Source organism: Marivivens sp. LCG002, from assembly GCF_030264275.1.
GTDB lineage: Bacteria > Pseudomonadota > Alphaproteobacteria > Rhodobacterales > Rhodobacteraceae > Marivivens.
In genome coordinates, this window is record NZ_CP127165.1 from 127,082 (window position 1) to 146,466 (window position 19,385).

The window sequence follows — 19,385 nt, forward strand, 5'->3', positions numbered from 1 at the left end:
CTTGGCATTTCACTCAACTGCCCGGGCGTTCGCGCCCGGGTTTTTTGATTTTGTGGATACGCAAAAGAAAAAGGGCGGGGAAATCCCCGCCCTTTGCCTATTGGATCGCGGTCGCCTTAGACGCCGGCGTCGATGATTGCCTTTGCCAGAAGCGGCACGGTTTCGGTGTTGAGCCCCGCGATGTTCATGCGGCTGTCGGAAACCATGTAGATGCCGTTGTTGGCGCGCATCGTTTCGACCTTGTCGGGGGTCGTGCCGATACGGCTGAACATACCGCGGTGGTGCGCGATGAAATCAAAGCGATCCGAGTTGGACAGACGGCGCAGCTCGTCGGCGAGCTGGCTGCGAAGGCCAAGCATCGTGTTGCGCACTTCTTCGAGTTCCGCTTCCCAGTCTGCACGCAGTTCCGGCGTGGTCAGAATGGTGGTCACAACACGCGCACCGTGATCCGGCGGGAACGAGAAGTTCTGACGGTTCAGGAAGTTCATGTTCTGCTGGGCAAGCTTGGTCTGGCCTGCATCGCGGGCGATCGCCATCAGGATGCCCGTGCGCTCGCGGTAGATGCCGAAGTTCTTGGAGCACGAGGCTGCAATAAGGCATTCGTCTACACCAGCGGCAACGAGACGGGTTGCGGCCGCATCTGCTTCGAGACCGTCGCCAAAGCCCTGATAGGCGATGTCGACCAGCGGCACTGCGCCTTTGGCTTTGATCAAAGCGATGGTCTCTTTCCACTGCTCGTCGTTCAGGTTCGCGCCGGTCGGGTTATGGCAGCAGCCGTGAAGCAGAACAACATCGCCCTCTTTAAGCGCGCCGAGGTCGGCAATCATGCCATCGAAATCAACGCCGCGGGTTGCTTCGTCAAAGTAACGGTATTCGGCCATTTTCATGCCGAGATATTTGATGATCGACGGGTGGTTCGGCCAAGTCGGAGCGGACAGCCATACCGTTGCCTCGGGCGAGGCGAGGCGGATAAGTTCCAAAGCCTGACGGATCGCGCCTGTGCCACCGGGGGTGGCGACTGCCGCAACGCGCTCGCGGGCAACTGCGCCGTCGAGAACAAGCCCGATCATCGCGTCGGAAAACGCGGGATCGCCCGCAAGGCCGACATAGGATTTCGTGGCCTGCGTTTCGAGAAGGACCTTTTCCGCCGCTTTCACAGCGCGCATGACGGGGGTGTTGCCCGTCGGGTCTTTGTAGACGCCAACGCCAAGGTCGATCTTGTCCGTGCGCGGGTCCTCACGGAAGGTTTGCATCAGCATGAGGATTTTGTCGGCGGGTTGTTCTTTGAGATGCTCGAGCATCAGGCTTCTCCGGTTGCAATGGGAAGATCGGCATACATGCCCCATTCGGACCATGAGCCGTCATAAAGAGAGTGGTCGGTCTTGCCGATCCGCTCCAGAGCGAGCGAAAGCACGGCTGCCGTGACCCCCGACCCGCAGGTGGTAATGGCTGGCTTGGACAAATCCACACCCGCCGCTTCGAAAATGGTGCGCAACTCTTCGACGGGTTTCATCGTGCCGTCTGCGTTGAGAAGCGATTTGTAAAAGACGTTGCGCGCATTGGGGATATGACCCGAACGAAGCCCTTCACGGGGTTCGGGGGCCTCGCCACGAAACCGCTCGGGTGCGCGGGCGTCGATGATGGCATGATCGTCGAGCTTCGATGCGCGCGCCACTTCGGTCACATCCTTGACCATGTGGTTCTGGCGATCCACGATCATATGGCGATCGCGGATGATCGGCTCGGCATCGGTGGTCTTGCGTCCTTCGGCCTTCCATTTGGGAAGACCGCCATCTAGGACCGCAACCTTGGTCTGGCCCATCAACCGAAAGAGCCACCAGACCCGCGCCGCCGAGAAAAGCCCCGACCCATCATAGACCACAACCTGATGGCCGTCGCCGATGCCCATGGCGCGCATGCGGCTCATGAACTTTTCGACGGGGGGCACCATGTGCGGCAGGTCCGAGCGCAGGTCGCTGATTTCGTCGATATCGAAAAAGCGCGCACCCGGAATGTGCTCTGCATCATATTCGGCCTTGGGATCGCGATCCTGGGTCGGCAAATACCACGATGCATCGAGGATCCTGAGGTCGGGGTCCTTGAGATTATCTTCGAGCCACTGGGTGGATACCAGGGTCTTCGGGTCGTCTTCGAACTTGCTTGCCATGGGAATCCCCTTTGGGGCCTGCTTCAAAAGCCTTGTGGATCGGCGGCGTGTCTAACGCGGTAAGCCCTTGCTGGCAAGGGAAACAGCCCGTGATATGAGCGAAGTTGAAGCGTGGGGCGAACGTGTCGCAACCCAAGCGCGGATCAATCCCCGTGACGCAAAAGACGCTGCTTTTGGCGCGCCCAGTCTCGCTTGGCCTCGGTTTCACGTTTGTCGTGGTTTTTCTTACCCTTAGCGACCCCGATCTTGAGTTTCACCAGACCGCGATCGTTGAAATACATCACGATGGGAACAAGCGTCATGCCCTCGCGTTGGGTGGCATTCCAAAGGCGCGAAAGCTCTTTGCGGCTCACCAGCAGCTTGCGTTTGCGCCGTTCTTCGTGGCCCCATGTTTTGGCTTGCTCATATGGCGCGATATACCCGTTGATCAGCCAAAGCTCGCCGTTCTCGACCGAGGCATAGCTTTCGGCGATATTCGACTGGCCCACGCGAAGCGATTTGACTTCGGAACCCATGAGAATGATCCCGACCTCAAGGTCGCTTTCGATAGCGTAGTCATAGCGGGCACGCCTGTTTTCGGCGATGACCTTGTAATTCTTGTTTTCGGGTTTCTTGGCCATAGTAATCAACCAGATAGGTTAGGACGCCCAAAGGAGCAAGGTGTCGCGTTGCCTCTGGTCAAAGCTTGGCGGCAGGTTAGACTTCGGCGCAACACATAACGGAGCACTTCCATGTTTACCCAGATCGCCGTCGGATCCTTCATGCTGGTTGCCTCGATCGCGTTTGCCGCGCTGACGTTTTGGCTCCTCGAGCACTTTCTTACGCAAGCGGGTGGATGGATGACGCGGCGTCCTCATCGGCCAAAGCTGGTGATGGCGCTGATCGTTTCGTCTATCGCGATTTTGGGGCAAGTGACGGTCAGCGTCTGGATGTGGGCAGGGCTTCTCTGGTGGCTCGATCTTTTCGGATCACTGGAGCTTTCGGTCTATTTCGCTCTGACCTGTTTTACCACATTGGGGTTCGGTGATGTCCTGTTGCCGCAAGAATGGCGGCTGCTCGGCGGTTTGGCAGCGACAAACGGTCTGGTGAATATCGGGGTCGTGACAGCCGTTATGGTCGAAACCCTGCGGTTTATCCGGATGAACCAAATTCAGGCACTTAGACCCAAGGCCGGCTAGGCTTTGCCGCGTTTGGCGGACCGTTTGAGTGTAAAGACACCGCTTGCAACGATCATGACGCTGCCCAGAATGGTGAAGCTGTCGGGCGCTTCGCCAAACATCAAGAACCCGACGATGGCTGCGAAGATGAGACGCGAGTAGCGCCACGGTGTCACCGAAGACACCTCTCCCGTGCGCATCGCCATGGTCAGGAATTGATAGGCGGCAATCCCGCAAACGGCGGTGAGCCCAAGCGTGCCGAATTGTTCGCAGGATGGCAGCACCATTCCTGTGCCAGTAAAGGACAGGATGAACCCCGCGACGGACAAAACGCTAAACCCCGCGATCCCCAGTTGCATGTTCGAAAGACGGGGCGGCGCAGCCCTCGTCGCAAGATCACGCCCTGCAAATCCGATCATCCCGATGAGAGACAGGATACTGAGCGGGGTAAAGCCCTCGAGCCCCGGTCGGAGAATAATCAGAACGCCAAGGAACCCGACGAAAATCGCGCTCCATCGTCGCCAACCTACCTGTTCGCCGAATAAAACTGCAGCGCCCGCGACCACAACAAGCGGCGTTGCCTGCAAGATCGCTGTCGCAAGCGTTAGGGGGACAAGCATCAGGGAGGCGGTGTAACTCAGTCGTCCCGTGACTTCGAAAAACGACCGCCAGAGCATTTGTTTTGAAAGATAGGACCTTGTCCAAAGAGTGTCGCCTTGGCTGCGCGCGCGAAGCCCGAAGAAGACGACCCCCGTGAAGCCGATCATCATCAGGATCTGACCAAGCGGCATGGTCGCGGTCAGATGTTTGATCAAGCTGTCTTCAAGTGTGAAGCCGACCATCGAGGCAACCATAAACAGGCTGCCCCGAATATTGTCGTTGAGCCCCGAGAGAGGGCTGATCCGCATCAGTTCAAAAGGCCGGCGTGAACCATTGCTGCGCGGATGCGCTCTTTGGTGGCGTCGCTGAGGGGGGTCAGCGGCGAGCGGACCTCGTCGCTGCAAAGGCCGAGCAGCGACATGCCGTATTTTGCGCCGCACACACCCGGCTCAAGGAACACGGCCTCGTGGAGCGGCATTAGGCGGTCGAGATAGTCAAGCGCTTTGGCATAGTCGCCAGCAAGCGTCGCCTCTTGGAATTCCGAGCAAAGGCGCGGCGCGATGTTGGCCGTTACCGAAATGCAACCGACGCCGCCATGCGCGTTGAAGCCGAGCGCAGTGGCATCTTCGCCCGAAAGCTGGATGAAATCCGTGCCGCAAGTGATGCGGGTTTTGGGCACGCGCGACAGATCGCCCGTAGCGTCCTTGACCGCGATGATCTCGGGGAGTTTCGCAAGCTCGCCCATTGTAGCGGGGGTCATATCGACGACCGAACGACCGGGAATGTTGTAGATCACGATCGGCAGGCCGCACTTGGCCGCAGCGGTGTAATGCGCGATCAGACCCGCTTGGGTCGGCTTGTTGTAATAGGGCGTCACAACAAGCGCAGCATCGGCGCCCGCAGCTTTTGCGGCTTCGACAAGACGCACGGTTTCGATGGTGTTGTTCGAGCCGGCACCTGCCACCACGGAAATGCGGCCCGCAGCAACCTTGACCACCGTTTCGACGACCAGATCATGCTCTTCGTGGCTGAGCGTCGGGCTTTCACCCGTGGTGCCGACCGGAACGAGACCGTGGCTGCCTTGCTCGATGTGCCACTCGACAAGTTTTTTGAGTGTGTCCAGATCCACTTGGCCGTTCTTGAACGGCGTAACCAGAGCAGGGAGAGACCCTTTGATCATGACGCACTTCCTTTGTCGTGTTGGGGGCATTGAGTCGGCCCCGATGAAATCGGGCGGAACCTAGACGTCTTTCCGCCGATTGCCAAGTTTGTGAGTTGAGTTGTGACTACTTCACGATACCTTTGTTTCAAGATGAGCAGAAAGAAAAACATAATGTTTCGAACAGGCACCTTGGCGCTGGCATTCGTGGTGAGCAGCTATTCCACTGCTGTCGGGCAGGTTTCGGACCAAATTCAGTCACTTAGAGACGCGGTTGCGATTGGCCGCGATGGAGATTGGGACCAAGCCGAGGCAAGCGTCGCGCAAGCGGATTCGCTTACGCGGGATCTTCTGACCTGGACCCGACTTCGCGAGGGGGAAGGGGACTTTTCCGAGTATCGTGACTTTCTTGCCAGTCATCCAGATTGGCCCGGTTTGGACCGACTTCATTCCTCGGGCGAGGCAAGCCTTGCCGAGGTGACCGATCCGCAGGCGATCCTTGCTTATTTCGAAACAGAAAAACCCGATACAGGAGAAGGGGTTCTGGCCTATGCTCGGGCGTTGAAGGCGCTCGGTCGCCAAACCGATCTTTCGGTGTATCTGTCCGAAGCTTGGCTGAGTGTCGGAACCACAGACGAAGAGTTCGCGAGCCTCATTGCCGAGTTCGGCGCTTTGCTCGCGCCCTATCATCTTGATCGGGCCAAGGCGCTCTTGTGGCGTTGGAAGACCGATGATGCAGAGCGCCTGTTGCCGCTCTTGCCCGAAGACGACGGGAAATTGATTGCGGCGCGCATCGGCTTCATTCGCAAATCCGGTGACGCGCAACAGCGGTATGAAGCGGTGCCGAGCGGCCTCAGGTCTGATGCGGGACTTCAATATGACAGATACAATTGGCTTTCGGATCAAGGGGAAAGAACCGAGGCGATCGCTATCCTGAAGGCCTATTCGAGTAGTGCAGAAAAGCTCGAACAGCCGTTCCGTTGGTCGGGGTGGCGCCGTTCTCTCGCGCGTTGGAAAATGCGGGAGGGCGAATATCAGGAAGCCTATGAGCTCGCGGCAAGGCACTTTATGTCGCCCGAGGACGGATTCAATTATGTCGATCTTGAATGGATCGCAGGGTTCGTCGCGCTTCGGTTTCTGGACAAGCCCGAAGTGGCGCTTTCCCATTTCCAAGCGGGTCTGAATGCGGTCGAAAGTCCGATTTCCTTGGCACAGTCGGGGTATTGGCTCGGGCGGACCTATGATGTCCTTGGAGATGCGGCAAGCGCCCGAGTGGCTTACGAAGCGGCGGCGAAACACCAGACCGCCTATTACGGTCTTTTGGCGGCCGAGCGTTTGGGGCAGTCGCTTGATCCGAAGCTTCTCGGCACCGAGGCATTTCCTGATTGGCAACGCGCCCCTTTCCTCCAGACAGAAACAAGTCGGGCGGCCCTGACCCTTTTGGCCGCAGGCGAGAGGTCCTCGGCGGTGCTTTTCGTGATGAAACTGGCTCAGACGCTAGAACGAGAAGAGATCGGTCAGCTCGGCGCGATGCTGCGCGATATGAACGAGCCGTTTTTTCAGGTGCTTGTCGCCAAGACCGCTGTGACGCGCGGGATCATCATTCATGACAGCTATTTTCCGCTTCATGATCTCGCCAAGATGGACATCCCCGTCGACCACGAACTCGCTCTTGCGATTGCGCGGCGGGAAAGTGAGTTCAACGAAGTCGTGGGAAGCCCTGTAGGCGCGCTTGGCCTGATGCAGGTTATGCCTGCCACCGCGGAAGAAGTGGCAGGGGATCTTGGGCTTGCCTTCTCGAAATCCCGATTGACATCGGATTGGCGGTATAATGCGCAAATCGGCACGCGCTACCTCGAGATGTTGCAAGAGGAATTCGGGCCTTCGCCAGTGATGATCGCAGCGGGTTACAACGCGGGGCCGAGCCGTCCGAAAACTTGGATGGACGAGCGGGGTGATCCGCGTTTGGGCGAAGTTGACGTTATCGACTGGGTCGAGATGATCCCGTTCCGCGAAACCCGCAATTATGTCCAGCGTGTCACCGAGGCTATCCCGATCTACGAGGCGCGCTTGACGGGTGAGGCCGGACCGATCCGCTTTACGGAGCTGTTGCGCGGTATCAAACCGTTGGTCCGCCCCAAATCGAGGTCGGACGGCTCTATCGAAACGGTCCAAGTGCCTGCTACGTCGCCTTCGCTCGAGGCTGGCGATGCAGTTGCCACGAGCCTTAGGCCTCGGGCAAGGGGACGCTAGGCGCGTTTTCGGGCGTTTTCCCGCCAGAGCGTGAAGAGGCCCGCGCCGACCACGATGGCCGCACCGACGGCGACATTGATCCGAAGAATGTCGCCGAAGACCAACAGCCCGATGATGGATGCGAAGACGAGCTGGAAATAGGCAAAGGGCTGAACCGCGCTTGCTTCGGCCACTTCATAGCACTTGATCAGAAGGTAATGGCCGAGCGCTCCGGTGACACAGAGCGCCGCCATAAAGACCCAATCGCGAGAGGTCATCGGCTCCCAATACCAGATACCGATGGATGTCATCACCACCGCGCCGACGATGCCCGTCCAGAAAAACGACGTTGTGGTGCTGTCCTTGCGCGAGGCATAGCGTGTCAGAAGTCCGTAGAGCGCGAACATGATTGCAGCAGTCAGAGGCCAGAGCGCGTTGATGTCGAACACCGAGTGTCCCGGGTTGAGGATGATCAGGATCCCGACAAATCCCATACCGATCGCGGCCCAGCGTCGCCAACCGACATTCTCACCCAGAATAGGACCCGAAAGCCCTGCAATGATGAGCGGATAGGCGGCGAAAATCGCGTGGCTCTCTACAAGACCGAGCATCACAAATCCCGTGACCATCACACAGATTTCAAGCGACAAAAGCGCGCCGCGGATGATTTGCAAAACGGGCTGCGCGGTTCTGGCTGCGTTTGAAATCGAGCCCGATTGCTTTTTGGCAATGGCGATGACGAAGGCGGCAAAGAACCAATAGCGGATCATCACGACCATGCGCACGTCATAGATCCCAGCAAGGTGCCGCGATAAACCATCCTGAAGCGCAAAGACGAAAGTGGTGGCGACCATCAAGATGATCCCGAGACGGGCATTCGACTGTTGCATCAGAGTTTCCTTGCCCGTGTCATGTGGCGTTTGCGTCCAAATCCTGCCGTGCGTTCCACCTCGAAGCCGGCTTCTTCCAACGAGCGTCTGACGTGGCCTGCCGCCGTATAGGTCGCGGCAGTCCCGCCCGTCTTGGTATGTCGACCGACTTCGGCCATGAGATCGGCGCCCCACATTTCGGGGTTCTTTGCGGGCGAAAAACCGTCCAGAAACCATGCATCGGCGGCCAAATCGCTTTTGGGGAGTGTCTTGCGCACATCGCCAAGCACGATGTCGAGACGGATGATCCCGAAGTCATGGACCTGCCCGCCTTTTTCAAGCGAAGCAATCAAGAGCGGGGCAAGTTCGGCGACCTCGGGGAACGCATCCAGCGCCTTCCGCATCGCCTCTGCACTCATCGGAAAGGCTTCGAAGGTTGTAAAGGTGACGCGACCTGTGCACCCGTGATCGTTCATTGCCTTCCACAGGGTGAGAAAATTAAGTCCTGTGCCGAAGCCCAATTCGCCGACAGCAAAGGGTCCAGTGATCCGTTTCGGAAGATCGTTTCCTTCAAGAAAGACATACCGCGTCTCTGCCAAGCCATTGTCGAGCGAGAAATAGGGGTCGTCAAATTGCGTGGAGATCGGGATTTTTCCGTCTCGCCATTCGAGCTGCGCTTGCTGCTGGTCGTTCATTCGATTGTGCCTTAGGTTCAGCGCGACTTTGCTGAAAGGAAACGGGAATGGCAACGCCAGACATTACTATTCTTGGAGCTGGCGCTTTTGGATTGTCTGTCGGCTATGCCCTCGCCAAGCGCGGCGCAAAGGTTCGCGTTCTTGATCCGAACGGCGTTGCCTCGGGGTCCTCTGGTGGGCTCGTCGGGGCTCTTGCTCCGCATGTCCCCGAAAACTGGAACGACAAAAAAGCCTTCCAGCTTGAAAGCCTTTTGATGGCCGAGAGTTTTTGGAAAGAGGTGCATGACATCTCGGGGCAAGATCCGGGGTATTTACGTTCGGGACGTTTGCAGCCGCTGGCTGACGAGCGTGCCGTCACCACTGCAAGAGTGCGCGGCGAAAGCGCCCGTGCCCTTTGGCAAGGACAGGCGGATTGGTCCGTGGTGCCCTCTGCGGACTATGGCGGTTGGGCACCGCAAAGCGCGACGGGCCTTTTGGTGCATGACACGCTAACCGCGCGGATACACCCGCGCAACGCAACACATGCCCTTGCACATGCGATCCGCGCCCTTGGAGGAGAGATTCGTACAGAAGGGGAAGTAAAGGGGCAGGTGGTTCATTCGACAGGCTGGCGCGGTCTTGTTTCGCTCTCCGAAGCGCTTGGAAAAAACATCGGGAACGGTGTCAAAGGCCAAGCCGCGCTCTTGGAGTTCAAAGCCGAAGCGTCGCCCCAACTCTATGCTGACAGTCTCCACATCGTGCCGCATGCGAACGGCACGGTTGCCGTTGGATCGACAAGCGAACGCGAGTTCGATGCCCCCGATACGACCGACGAGCAGCTTGACGACGTGATCAGTCGCGCCATCGCCGCCTTTCCCGTTTTGGCAGGTGCCAAGATCATCGAGCGCTGGGCGGGAGTGCGCCCCCGAGCAAAAAGCCGAGCACCGATGCTTGGCCGTCATCCGTTGGATCGTGAGGCCTTTATTGCCAACGGTGGTTTCAAGATCGGTTTCGGAATGGCGCCCAAGGTCGCACACGTGATGGCCGATCTAATTCTCGATGGTGTCGATAGGGTCCCAACAGGATTCAAACCCGAAGCCTCGCTCTAGGGACTTTGCGCATTAATTTCCCCTAGGCTACTCTCGCCACGAAACAAAAGGAGTTTTCTATGCGCCACGGCGGTCAAATCCTCGTCGATCAACTGTCGATCTTTGGGGTCGAACGCGTGTTTTCGGTGCCCGGCGAAAGTTTTCTCGCGGCTTTGGACGGTTTGCACGGGAGTAAGATTCAGAACGTCGTTTGTCGGCACGAGGGCGGCGCTGCAATGATGGCTGAAGCCGACGGCAAATTGACGGGCAAGCCCGGTATTGCCTTTGTGACACGTGGACCGGGGGCGACGAATGCCTCGGCAGGGGTGCATGTCGCACGTCAGGATTCGACCCCGATGATCCTTTTTGTCGGACAGATTGCGCGGGACCATCGCGATCGTGAAGTTTTTCAAGAAGTCGATTACCGCGCAATGTTCGGTCCTCTTGCGAAATGGGTGGCCGAGATCGACCAGACCGAGCGTATTCCCGAATATATCGCGCGCGCCTTTGCCGTTGCCACGAGTGGACGCCCTGGACCTGTCGTGCTTGCCCTGCCCGAAGACATGCTGTCGTCCGAGGCAGAGGTTCAGGATTGCAAAGGTCCTGCAATGCTCCTCGCGGGTGATCTGAACCTGGCCGCCGAGCGTTGCATCGCATGGCTTGGTGAGGCGGAGCGCCCCCTGATCGTTGCGGGTGGCCCCCATTGGTCGCCAGAGACTGCGCGTGAGCTTGCCCAGTTCGCCGAGGCCCAAAGGGTTCCTGTCGCTCTCTCGTTCCGCCGACAGGATTATCTCGATAACCGTCATCCCGCTTATTGCGGCGATCTGAACGTCGGTATGAACCCCGCACTTGGTCAGATAGTGGCCGAGGCCGACCGAGTCCTTCTACTGGGAACCCGATTTGGGGATATCGAAACCCGCGGCTTTGAACTTGTCGATCCTGTCACGACGGACAAACGGTTCTTTCAGGTGCATGCGGACCCCGATGAAATTTCACACCTCTGGCAAGCCGATTTTAATGTGACTGCCACCGCAATGGATTTCGTATCGGCGCTTGCGCGGCACGGGGCACTATCGGAACGATCGCTCCACTGGCAGCAAAAAGCGCGTTCTGCTTATACCGGCTGGATCACCCCCAAGCCGACCCCCGGCGACGTGAAAATGGAACAGGTCGTTCGCTGGCTTTCGGACCATCTCCCCGAGACGGCGATCGTCACGAACGGGGCGGGCAACTATGCGGCATGGCTCCACCGCTATTTCGAATACAAGGGGTTCCGCACCCAGCTTGCTCCGACTTCGGGCTCTATGGGATATGGGTTCCCCGCTGCGGTTGCTGCCTCTTTGCGCTTTCCTGATAAGACAGTTGTCTGCCTTGCGGGGGACGGCTGTTTTCAAATGACGCTCAACGAGATGTCCACCGCGATCCAGCATGGCGCCAAGCCGATTGTCATCGTCGTGAACAATGGCCAATACGGCACCATCCGCATGCATCAGGAAAAACGGTTCACAAACCGCGTTTCGGGCACCGAACTTGCCAATCCCGATTTCGCCGCTCTTGCTGTCGCGTATGGGGGGCAGGGGGAAGTCGTCACAACGCAATCCGCGTTTGCCGATGCCTTCGAGCGGGCGCATGCCTCTGGCAAACTTGCTGTGATCGAACTTCTGGTCGACCCTGAGGCTTTGACGGCGGGTCAGACGCTTTCGGAAATTCGCGCGTCCGCCAACTGAGGCTGCTTAGGTCGATCAGGCAACCAGTGCTTCGGCCTTTTTGAGGTCGACCGAGACAAGCTGGCTTACGCCCTGTTCGCCCATCGTCACGCCGAACAGACGATCCATGCGGCTCATCGTGACTGCGTGGTGGGTGATAATGAGGAACCGTGTTTCGGTCCGACGGGTCATCTCGTCCAAAAGATCGCAGAAGCGTGTCACGTTCGCATCGTCGAGGGGGGCGTCCACCTCGTCGAGAACACAGATCGGAGCGGGGTTCGCAAGGAACACCGCAAAGATCAGAGCCATTGCCGTGAGCGTTTGTTCCCCGCCCGAAAGCAGCGAAAGCGTCGCAAGCTTCTTGCCCGGGGGCTGACACATGATTTCGAGGCCAGCTTCCAAAGGATCGTCGCTTTCGATCAGCATCAGTTTGGCCTCGCCCCCTCCAAAGAGGTGGGTGAAGAGGTTCGAGAAGTTCACGTTCACTTCGTCAAACGCAGTCAAAAGACGCTCGCGCCCTTCGCGGTTGAGCGACGAAATACCGGAGCGAAGCGCTTTGATTGCGTCTTCGAGATCCTGTTTCTCGGACAAAAGGGTATCGTGCTCTTCCTGAACCTCTTTTGCGTCCTCTTCGGCGCGCAGGTTGACGGCCCCAAGCGCGTCGCGTTGCCGTTTGAGCGAGTTGACCTGATTTTCGATGGCCTCCGAGGGGGGCATCTTGTCGACCTCGCTTCCCAGAGAGGCAAGCAGTTCTTCGGGGGCCATGTCCTGGGCTTCACGAATGCGCTCGGCTGCATTGGCCACACTGCTCCGAGCAGCCTCGTTGCGGGCTTCGGAACGGGCACGCGCCTCGCGGGCTTCCGATGCGCTGCGCTCGGCCTCGCGCTCTGCGATTGCGGCGTCACGGAGCGCGTTTTCCCCTTGGGCAAGTGCATCGGACGCACGCTTGCGGCGCTCTTCTGCGACCTCGATCGACTCCATCAGCTCTTCGCGTTTTTCCGCGATTTCAGAGGGCACCTCGCGGGCAATCTCGAGCTCTTCGAGCGTGCTTTCGCGACGTTCAAGAAGCTCTTCGCTCCGTTTCGTTGCCGTGTCGAGACGATGGCGCCAACCGCTGATTTCTTTGGTGATCTCTTGCGAGCGCTTGACGCGGGCGTCTCCTTCTCGGCGAAGCTCGTCCGCCAAGCTTCGCTTGGTCATCATCGTCATACGCGCGGCCTCGACCGCCATTTTGATATCCTCGACCGAGGCGCGGGAGTCCCCCAAATCAGGGAGCTCTTCAAAGCTCCGCTCTGCTTCGATCAAAGCGCGGCGCGCGGTGTTGGCGTCTTCTTGGTGACGGCGGAGCGCCAACCGTGCATTCTCGAGTTTACCCTCGGCCAGATTGCGTTCTGCCTCGGCGCGTGACGCAGCGCGGTTCGCTTCGGCGACCATCTGGTCGGCTTGGCGGCGCGCATTGCGGGCCATTTTGTCGGCTTCGGTCAGATCGGCAAGGCGGCGGCTCAGGGCTTCATGGGCTTGTGCCGCGCCCTCGGCTTTTGCGTTGAGCTCCTCGAGGTCGCGCTTGAGTTCGACCAGACGGTTGAGCTGTTGCAAGCGTAGCGCGGCGGCAGAAGGGGCGTCTTCGGCGCTTGCACGGAAGCCGTCCCAACGCCAGAGATCGCCCTCGAGGCTGACGAGCCGTTGACCGGGTTTGAGGGCGGATTGGAGCGCGGGCGCGGCCTCGACATCCACAAGACCGATTTGGCTCATGCGGCGGACCAAGACGTCGGGAACGCTAACCACATCGGTGAGCGCTTTGATCCCTTGAGGCAGCGCCTGAGGTGCGTCGTATGCAGGAAGCGCGGCCCAACCTGAGAGACCGTCACCATCGATCACCGGCGCGCGAAGATCATCGGCCAGAGCGGCGCCAAGCGCCTTTTCGTAACCGTTTTTGACGGTCAGAAGGTCCATCAACTGGCCGCCTTCGCGGGTGTCACGCTCGACCAGCTTGGCCAGAGCGGCGACCTCGGCCCGAAGCGCATTCGCCTCGCCTTCGGCGGAGGAACGCAACGCGCGGGCATCGACTTCGCGGGCCTGCGTATCGGCGCGGGCGGTTTCCGCTTCGATCAGCGTCGCCTCGGCGTTTTCAGCGGTGGCGATGGCGATCGCTTCAGCATCTTGCGCCGCTTCGAGATCGCTCTCGGCGCGTTCAAGAGCGACGGTCGCTTCCGACATCTGGGTCTTGGCGCGGTCCGCACTTTCTTCGGCCGTGGCGAGCGTCTTGCGGCTATCGTCAAGAAGGCGCTGAACCGATTGGTGACGGGCAGCAAGACGTGCCACGTCTTCTGTCATCTGGCTCAGATCGTTTTCGCGTTCCTGCAAAACCGCAGCCGCATCGCGGGCGATCTCTTGGGCTTCGGCAAGACGGTCGGGATGTCCCGCACTCGCCTTGGCGATTTCGCGCGCTTCCCATTCAAGCCGTTCGATCGTCTCGCCCGCGTCTTTGTTCAGGCCCGCTTCGCGTTCCATGTCCCGCGTGAGTTGGTCGACGCGGTTCCGCAGCGTTTCGATTTTTTCGAGGGCGCGGATTTCCTGATCTTTGAGCGCATCGCGCTCTACAACGAGCCTTTGCAGAACAGCCGCTGCGATTGCTTCTTCTTCGCGCAGGGGCGGAATGGCCTCTTCGCGTTCGGTTCGGGCTTTGGTTGCGGCGCGGGCGTCTGCCTCGGCGCGCGAAGCGGCAACAGTGCGCTCGCGCAGTTCGGCAACCGCGGCGAGCCTGCTTTCTTCGGCCTCGCGCCAGCGCCGATAGAGAAGCATCCCCTCGGCCAGTCGAAGGTTCTCACCGATCTCGCGATATCGGGCTGCTTGCCGGGCCTGACGCGCAAGTTGGCCAAGCTGGTTTGCAAGCTGTTCTATAACATCATCGACACGGGCGAGGTTCTGTTCAGCGCCCTTGAGCTTGAGTTCGGCCTCGTGCCTGCGCTGATAGAGACCTGAAATGCCTGCAGCTTCTTCGAGAATTCGGCGGCGCGATTTGGGTTTCGAATTGATCAATTCCGAAATCTGGCCCTGACGGACAAGCGCGGGAGAATGGGAACCCGTAGAGGCATCGGCAAAGAGCATCTGGACGTCGCGCGCGCGGACTTCTTTGGTCCCGACCTTATAGGCCGATCCGATGTCCCGCGTGATCCGTCGCACGATCTCGAGTTGGTCCACGTCATTAAAGGCTGCGGGAGCAAGACGATCCGAGTTGTCGATCAAAAGGGCGACTTCGGCAAAATTACGCGCGGGCCGTGTCGCGGTGCCCGCGAAAATCACGTCTTCCATGCCGCCGCCGCGCATTGCGGTCGGTCGGTTTTCGCCCATGACCCAGCGCAGAGCTTCGAGCAGGTTGGATTTACCGCACCCGTTCGGCCCGACGACACCCGTCAACCCGTCCGCGATCATAAGATCGGTCGGGTCGACAAAGCTCTTGAAGCCGTTCAGTCTGAGTTTGGTAAAACGCACGTGGCCCTCTTGATTCCCGCTTTGGAATTTTGGGTCTGCTTGGCGCGTCATGTCAACGAAACGCACAATAAAATGCGGATATCGCGCAAGTTATCCACAAGATATCGGTCAAAACCCCTCAAACGCGTCATCGGATAGGGGCAAGTTTTCTCAATTGACTGAGACCGATGTTCGCGCGCAATGTCGCGCCATGACAAAATCATCGTCCCTTATCACACCCGTTCTTATCGTCGGTTCTCTAATCGTCATGACGGGGTTCGCCATTCGCGCCTCTTTCGGGGTGTTTCAAATTCCGATTGCGGAAGAGTTCGGCTGGCTTCGCGCCGATTTCTCGCTTGCGATCGCGATCCAGAACCTCGCGTGGGGGATCGGGCAGCCGATTTTCGGCGCCATTGCCGAAAAGATCGGGGACCGTAAGGCGATTATCATGGGCGCTGTGGCCTATGCCGTGGGACTTGTCCTTTCTGCCGGAGCGACGCTTCCCATCCAGCACCAGATGTACGAAGTGCTGGTCGGCTTTGGTGTTGCAGGAACGGGGTTCGGCGTTGTTCTTGCGGTCGTCGGGCGTGCGTCATCGGCCGAGCATCGTTCCATGTCGCTTGCCATTGCGACCGCAGCCGGTTCGGCGGGTCAGGTGATCGGCGCTCCCATGGCCGAGGCGCTTTTGACCATTATGCCATGGCAAAGTGTGTTTCTGGTTTTCGCGGCGATGATCCTCGGTGTGCTTGTGTTCCTTCCTTTGATGCGTGCGCCGCAAATGGCAACCCGCGCCGAGTTGGAAGAGTCCTTGGGCCAAATTCTTGTGAAGGCGTTCAAGGACCCGTCCTATACGATGATCTTCCTCGGGTTCTTCTCCTGTGGTTATCAGCTTGCCTTTGTCACCGCCCATTTTCCCGCCTTTGTGACCGAAATGTGCGGTCCTATTGCTGCGGGCGGTTTCCTAGACGGTATCGGAATTTCGTCCACCTCCGCGCTCGGTGCCGCTGCGATTTCATTGATCGGTGTCGCGAATATCGCGGGCACTTTGCTCGCAGGGTGGCTGGGTAAGCGCTTCCCCAAGAAATACCTTTTGGCGAGTGTTTATCTCGGTCGCACGATCATTGCGGCTTGGTTCATCATGACGCCGATGACACCTACGACGGTCATCATCTTCTCGGTGACGATGGGTGCGCTTTGGCTTGCGACGGTTCCGCTGACCTCTGGCCTTGTCGCGCATATCTACGGCTTGCGCTACATGGGCACGCTCTATGGCATCGTATTCTTCAGCCACCAGCTCGGGAGCTTCCTCGGTGTTTGGCTCGGAGGCGCACTCTATGACATCTACGGAACGTATGAATACGTTTGGTGGGTCGGTGTCGGTGTCGGTGCGTTTTCGGCGATCATCCATCTTCCGATCCGCGAACGCCGCCTAGAAGGACTGATGACCAACTAGGCGCGCCAAGCGTCGACGATATAGCGGGCGGTCATCAGGTCGAGATGAGCGCCCCCACCGTTCTTGAAGAGCGTGATGTCCTCGGCTGTGCGGGTGAACTTGTCCAGATCGTAATAGTCGGCGATGACATGGCTTTCGGGGATCACGCCTTGGGCAATCGGGGTTTTGAGTTCGCCGATATGGCCGACCGTCGTGTGACGGTTATCGACAAAGACTTTGGAGCGCAAAAGAGCGGTATCGTTCGCCTCGCGCATGTCTGGGCGATAGGCGCCGATAAGGTCGATATGCTGCCCCGCTTGGAACCACGCTCCATCGATAAAGGGCTCGGTCGCCATCGTGGCAGACGTGATGATGTCCGCCTCTTTCACAGCGGCTTCGAGATCGCTTGCGACCCGCACATCGTGGAGCTCGACCGCAAACTTTTCCGCACCCGCGCGGCTTCTGTTCCAGATCGTGAATTTTGCATCGGGGAAGGCTGCGGAATAAGCCTCTTTCAGGCTTCGTCCCACCGTTCCCGCGCCGATGATCAGAATGTTGCGGCTGTCGGGACGCGCGAGTTTGCGCGCAGCCAAAAGGCTATCCGCGGCGGTTTTCCATTTGGTCACCAAATGGAAGTCGACGACCGCTTCAAGCGTGCCGTCTTGATCGGAAAACAGATTTACCGCGCCGTTGATGGTCGGTTTTTGAACGGCTGAATTCTCGGGAAAGATCGTGGCGCATTTCACCGCCAGACCAAGCCCGTCGATCCATGCGCTACGGTTCAAGAGCGTATCTTTGCCCCGATAGAGGAACACGTCCTCGACTTCCGCCTTGGGGAGTGTGTGTCCATGGGCAAAGGCATCGGTCAGCGCGATCCAGTCAAGTTTCGCTTCGGCGTCAAAGGGAACGATATCGACCATCACAGGGCCTCGGACGGGGTGAGCAGGCCTTCTTTGACCAAGCGCGTCGCCCAGCCTTGGGGGCCGTCGAAGAGATGTGTCTGCCAGCCGCGCGCCATGGCCGCGGTGATGTTGTCGATACGGTCATCGGCAAAAAGAAGCGCCTCGGGTGCAACGCCGCAATCATCCTCGAGCATCTCGTAAATCTCGGCGTCGGGTTTGATTACCCCCATATGTCCCGAGATATAGGGGCGATCGAATTCGCTCAGGAAATCATAGACCGACTTGGCATAGTCAAAGGTCTGGATCCCGAAATTCGAAAGGGCAAAAACGGGCACGCCTTTTGCGCGGAGCGCACGGAGGAGCCTGACCGAATGCGGGATCACAGGCGAAGCCATGTCGAGCCAGTTCTTCTCCCACAGAAGGATTTCTTCCCGCCATTCGGGGTGACGATCGGCCATCGCCGCGACCTCTTGCGAAAAGTTCGCGCCGCGATCCACATTGTCGTTCATGCCGTGCAGGTCGATCGCTGCGAACATGGCGCGGCGGCGCTCTTCGCTGATGGCGCTGTCATAGAACCGTTCGGGGTGCCATTCGATGAGGACGTTGCCGATGTCAAAAACGACTGCTTCGATTGTCATTTGGTTTCTCTTTTGATCCGTTGCATTTCGCGCTCGAGCGCGTCGAGGAACCGCGAGCGGTCCGCTTTCGAGAATGGCTTGCCGCCGCCCTGACGAAAGGGGTCGGCGGCCCGAAGGTCGGCCATAAGATCGCGCGTGGCAAGAACATTTCCGATGTTGGCTTCGGTGAGAGCTTCGCCGTTGTGTTTGAGCACACGCGCACCCGCAGCCACGCATTTTGAGGCAAGGGGAATATCGCCCGTGATCACGACGTCGCCTTTGGTGGCGCGGTCGGCGATCCACATATCGGCGACATCGGGCCCCTCTGGAACGATCACCGTTTCAACAAGCGGATTCTGCGAGGGCCGCAGCCCCCCGTTCGAGACGATAAATATTCTGGTGCCATGGCGCGTTCCCACGCGCTCGACCTCGTCTTTGACGGGGCAGGCATCTGCATCGACGTAAATCACGAATAGAGCGCCTCGGCATGGAAGGCGACGTGGTCTTCGATGAAGGTCGAGACAAAGAAATAGCTGTGGTCATAGCCATCTTGAATGCGCAGCGTCGCGGGCTGGCGTCGCTTTGCAATTGCGGCTGCAAGCTCCTCGGTCTTCAGAAGGTCGGCGAATTGGTCTTTCGAGCCCGTATCGATCAGAACGGGACCGTCGAACCCGACGTCTTCCATGAGGATCGAGGCGTCGTGTTTGCGCCATTTACTCTCGTCCGAACCCAGATAGGCGGCGAGCTGCTTGCGGCCCCAATCGCTTTGTGTCGGATTGCAGATCGGCGAGAAGGCCGAGACCGAACGATAGCGCCCCGGTAAGTTCATCGCGATGGTCAATGCGCCGTGTCCCCCCATCGAGTGGCCAGTAATGGACTGGCGCTCTTCGTCGATGTTGAAGTTCGCAGTGATGACGCGCGGCAGCTCCTCTGTGATGTAATCCCACATCTGGAAATGCGGGGCCCAAGGCTCTTGGGTTGCGTTCACATAGAAACCAGCGCCTTGGCCAAGGTCATAGGCTTCGTCATTTGCAACGCCTTCGCCGCGCGGGCTGGTATCAGGAAAGACAAGCGCGATGCCCTGCTCGGCGGCCCATGCCTGTGCCCCCGCTTTGGTCATTGCATTCTCGTGGGTGCAGGTCAGGCCCGAAAGATACCAAAGCACGGGAACGGGGCCGTCCTTTGCCTCGGCAGGAAGGAAAAGCCCAAAGGTCATTTCGACGCCGCACACCTTGGACGGATGGGAGTAGACGCCCTGAATGCCGCCAAAGCATTTGTTCTCGGAAATGGTTTTCATCACAGCTCTCCTGT

17 protein-coding genes are annotated in these 19,385 nt (G+C 58.8%); 5 read left to right on the forward strand and 12 right to left on the reverse strand.

Going from position 1 to position 19,385, the window contains the following annotated elements:
- Positions 1–116: 116 nt before the first annotated feature.
- From QQG91_RS00635 to smpB, 3 genes are all read right to left on the reverse strand, one after another.
- Positions 117–1,301: an amino acid aminotransferase gene (locus QQG91_RS00635; protein WP_285771054.1), complete on the reverse strand. Its 1,185-nt coding sequence runs from the start codon at positions 1,299–1,301 to the stop codon at positions 117–119.
- The gene (gene sseA / locus QQG91_RS00640; protein WP_285771055.1) at positions 1,301–2,167 is read right to left on the reverse strand and encodes a 3-mercaptopyruvate sulfurtransferase; all 867 of its coding nucleotides are present in this window, start codon (positions 2,165–2,167) and stop codon (positions 1,301–1,303) included. Before sseA ends, QQG91_RS00635 begins: the two co-directional genes overlap by 1 nt.
- A 143-nt stretch (positions 2,168–2,310) precedes the next feature.
- A complete protein-coding gene (gene smpB, locus QQG91_RS00645) occupies positions 2,311–2,787 on the reverse strand; it encodes an SsrA-binding protein SmpB (RefSeq protein WP_285771056.1) in 477 nt (158 codons plus the stop codon).
- Positions 2,788–2,898: 111 nt separating this feature from the next.
- On the opposite strand from smpB, the gene QQG91_RS00650 reads away from it, so the two are divergent.
- On the forward strand, positions 2,899–3,345 hold the full coding sequence (locus tag QQG91_RS00650; RefSeq protein ID WP_285771057.1) for an ion channel: 447 nt from the start codon (positions 2,899–2,901) through the stop codon (positions 3,343–3,345).
- On the opposite strand, the gene QQG91_RS00655 is transcribed toward QQG91_RS00650, so the two are convergent.
- Together QQG91_RS00655 and dapA are read right to left on the reverse strand one after the other, a co-directional pair.
- A complete protein-coding gene (locus QQG91_RS00655; RefSeq protein ID WP_285771058.1) occupies positions 3,342–4,232 on the reverse strand; it encodes a DMT family transporter in 891 nt (296 codons plus the stop codon). The genes QQG91_RS00650 and QQG91_RS00655 overlap by 4 nt on opposite strands.
- A complete protein-coding gene (gene dapA, locus QQG91_RS00660; protein ID WP_285771059.1) occupies positions 4,232–5,104 on the reverse strand; it encodes a 4-hydroxy-tetrahydrodipicolinate synthase in 873 nt (290 codons plus the stop codon). The genes QQG91_RS00655 and dapA overlap by 1 nt, the downstream gene beginning before the upstream one ends.
- A 153-nt stretch (positions 5,105–5,257) precedes the next feature.
- Here dapA and QQG91_RS00665 point away from each other — a divergent pair, with 153 nt between their 5' ends.
- A complete protein-coding gene (locus QQG91_RS00665; protein ID WP_285771060.1) occupies positions 5,258–7,336 on the forward strand; it encodes a lytic transglycosylase domain-containing protein in 2,079 nt (692 codons plus the stop codon).
- Here the strand turns inward: QQG91_RS00665 and QQG91_RS00670 are convergent.
- Both QQG91_RS00670 and mnmC2 read right to left on the reverse strand, forming a co-directional pair.
- Positions 7,333–8,205, reverse strand: a complete 873-nt coding sequence (locus tag QQG91_RS00670) for a DMT family transporter (RefSeq protein WP_285771061.1) — start codon at positions 8,203–8,205, stop codon at positions 7,333–7,335. The genes QQG91_RS00665 and QQG91_RS00670 overlap by 4 nt on opposite strands.
- Complete coding sequence (gene mnmC2 / locus QQG91_RS00675; protein ID WP_285771062.1) at positions 8,205–8,879, reverse strand: tRNA (5-methylaminomethyl-2-thiouridine)(34)-methyltransferase MnmC2; 675 nt, start codon at positions 8,877–8,879, stop codon at positions 8,205–8,207. The genes QQG91_RS00670 and mnmC2 overlap by 1 nt, the downstream gene beginning before the upstream one ends.
- Before the next feature lie 47 nt (positions 8,880–8,926).
- Here mnmC2 and QQG91_RS00680 point away from each other — a divergent pair, with 47 nt between their 5' ends.
- Positions 8,927–9,967, forward strand: coding sequence for an NAD(P)/FAD-dependent oxidoreductase (locus QQG91_RS00680; RefSeq protein WP_285771063.1), 1,041 nt, complete (start codon positions 8,927–8,929; stop codon positions 9,965–9,967).
- 59 nt (positions 9,968–10,026) lie between these two features.
- Positions 10,027–11,673: a thiamine pyrophosphate-binding protein gene (locus QQG91_RS00685; protein WP_285771064.1), complete on the forward strand. Its 1,647-nt coding sequence runs from the start codon at positions 10,027–10,029 to the stop codon at positions 11,671–11,673.
- 15 nt (positions 11,674–11,688) lie between these two features.
- Here the strand turns inward: QQG91_RS00685 and smc are convergent, their stop codons facing one another.
- Positions 11,689–15,144 carry a chromosome segregation protein SMC gene (gene smc, locus QQG91_RS00690; protein ID WP_285771065.1) on the reverse strand — a complete coding sequence of 1,152 codons (3,456 nt, stop codon included), beginning with the start codon at positions 15,142–15,144 and terminating at the stop codon, positions 11,689–11,691.
- A gap of 190 nt (positions 15,145–15,334) precedes the next feature.
- Between smc and QQG91_RS00695 the strand changes: the two genes are divergently transcribed.
- Positions 15,335–16,576, forward strand: coding sequence for an MFS transporter (locus QQG91_RS00695; protein ID WP_285771066.1), 1,242 nt, complete (start codon positions 15,335–15,337; stop codon positions 16,574–16,576).
- Here QQG91_RS00695 and QQG91_RS00700 read toward each other — a convergent pair.
- From QQG91_RS00700 to fghA, 4 genes are read right to left on the reverse strand one after another with little or no spacing between them, the layout of a single operon-like run.
- Positions 16,573–17,475, reverse strand: a complete 903-nt coding sequence (locus QQG91_RS00700; protein ID WP_285771067.1) for an ornithine cyclodeaminase family protein — start codon at positions 17,473–17,475, stop codon at positions 16,573–16,575. The genes QQG91_RS00695 and QQG91_RS00700 overlap by 4 nt on opposite strands.
- Positions 17,475–18,095 (reverse strand): HAD family hydrolase, encoded by a 621-nt coding sequence (locus tag QQG91_RS00705; RefSeq protein ID WP_285771068.1) that lies wholly within the window; start codon positions 18,093–18,095, stop codon positions 17,475–17,477. The genes QQG91_RS00700 and QQG91_RS00705 overlap by 1 nt, the downstream gene beginning before the upstream one ends.
- Positions 18,092–18,544 (reverse strand): YaiI/YqxD family protein, encoded by a 453-nt coding sequence (locus tag QQG91_RS00710; protein ID WP_285771069.1) that lies wholly within the window; start codon positions 18,542–18,544, stop codon positions 18,092–18,094. Before QQG91_RS00710 ends, QQG91_RS00705 begins: the two co-directional genes overlap by 4 nt.
- Entirely contained in the window at positions 18,541–19,371 is an 831-nt protein-coding gene (gene fghA / locus QQG91_RS00715) for an S-formylglutathione hydrolase (protein ID WP_285771070.1), read from the reverse strand. Before fghA ends, QQG91_RS00710 begins: the two co-directional genes overlap by 4 nt.
- Positions 19,372–19,385: the final 14 nt, after the last annotated feature.

Bases quoted from the DNA above. Each gene is read 5' to 3' on its own strand.
- QQG91_RS00665 (WP_285771060.1), top strand. From the start codon at position 5,258: ATGTTTCGAACAGGCACCTTGGCGCTGGCATTCGTGGTGAGCAGCTAT.
- QQG91_RS00685 (WP_285771064.1), top strand. From the start codon at position 10,027: ATGCGCCACGGCGGTCAAATCCTCGTCGATCAACTGTCGATCTTTGGG.
- QQG91_RS00680 (WP_285771063.1), top strand. From the start codon at position 8,927: ATGGCAACGCCAGACATTACTATTCTTGGAGCTGGCGCTTTTGGATTG.
- smpB (WP_285771056.1), bottom strand. From the start codon at position 2,787: ATGGCCAAGAAACCCGAAAACAAGAATTACAAGGTCATCGCCGAAAAC.
- QQG91_RS00635 (WP_285771054.1), bottom strand. From the start codon at position 1,301: ATGCTCGAGCATCTCAAAGAACAACCCGCCGACAAAATCCTCATGCTG.
- QQG91_RS00670 (WP_285771061.1), bottom strand. From the start codon at position 8,205: ATGCAACAGTCGAATGCCCGTCTCGGGATCATCTTGATGGTCGCCACC.
- QQG91_RS00695 (WP_285771066.1), top strand. From the start codon at position 15,335: ATGACAAAATCATCGTCCCTTATCACACCCGTTCTTATCGTCGGTTCT.
- fghA (WP_285771070.1), bottom strand. From the start codon at position 19,371: ATGAAAACCATTTCCGAGAACAAATGCTTTGGCGGCATTCAGGGCGTC.
- QQG91_RS00700 (WP_285771067.1), bottom strand. From the start codon at position 17,475: ATGGTCGATATCGTTCCCTTTGACGCCGAAGCGAAACTTGACTGGATC.
- mnmC2 (WP_285771062.1), bottom strand. From the start codon at position 8,879: ATGAACGACCAGCAGCAAGCGCAGCTCGAATGGCGAGACGGAAAAATC.
- sseA (WP_285771055.1), bottom strand. From the start codon at position 2,167: ATGGCAAGCAAGTTCGAAGACGACCCGAAGACCCTGGTATCCACCCAG.
- QQG91_RS00705 (WP_285771068.1), bottom strand. From the start codon at position 18,095: ATGACAATCGAAGCAGTCGTTTTTGACATCGGCAACGTCCTCATCGAA.
- dapA (WP_285771059.1), bottom strand. From the start codon at position 5,104: ATGATCAAAGGGTCTCTCCCTGCTCTGGTTACGCCGTTCAAGAACGGC.
- QQG91_RS00650 (WP_285771057.1), top strand. From the start codon at position 2,899: ATGTTTACCCAGATCGCCGTCGGATCCTTCATGCTGGTTGCCTCGATC.
- QQG91_RS00655 (WP_285771058.1), bottom strand. From the start codon at position 4,232: ATGCGGATCAGCCCTCTCTCGGGGCTCAACGACAATATTCGGGGCAGC.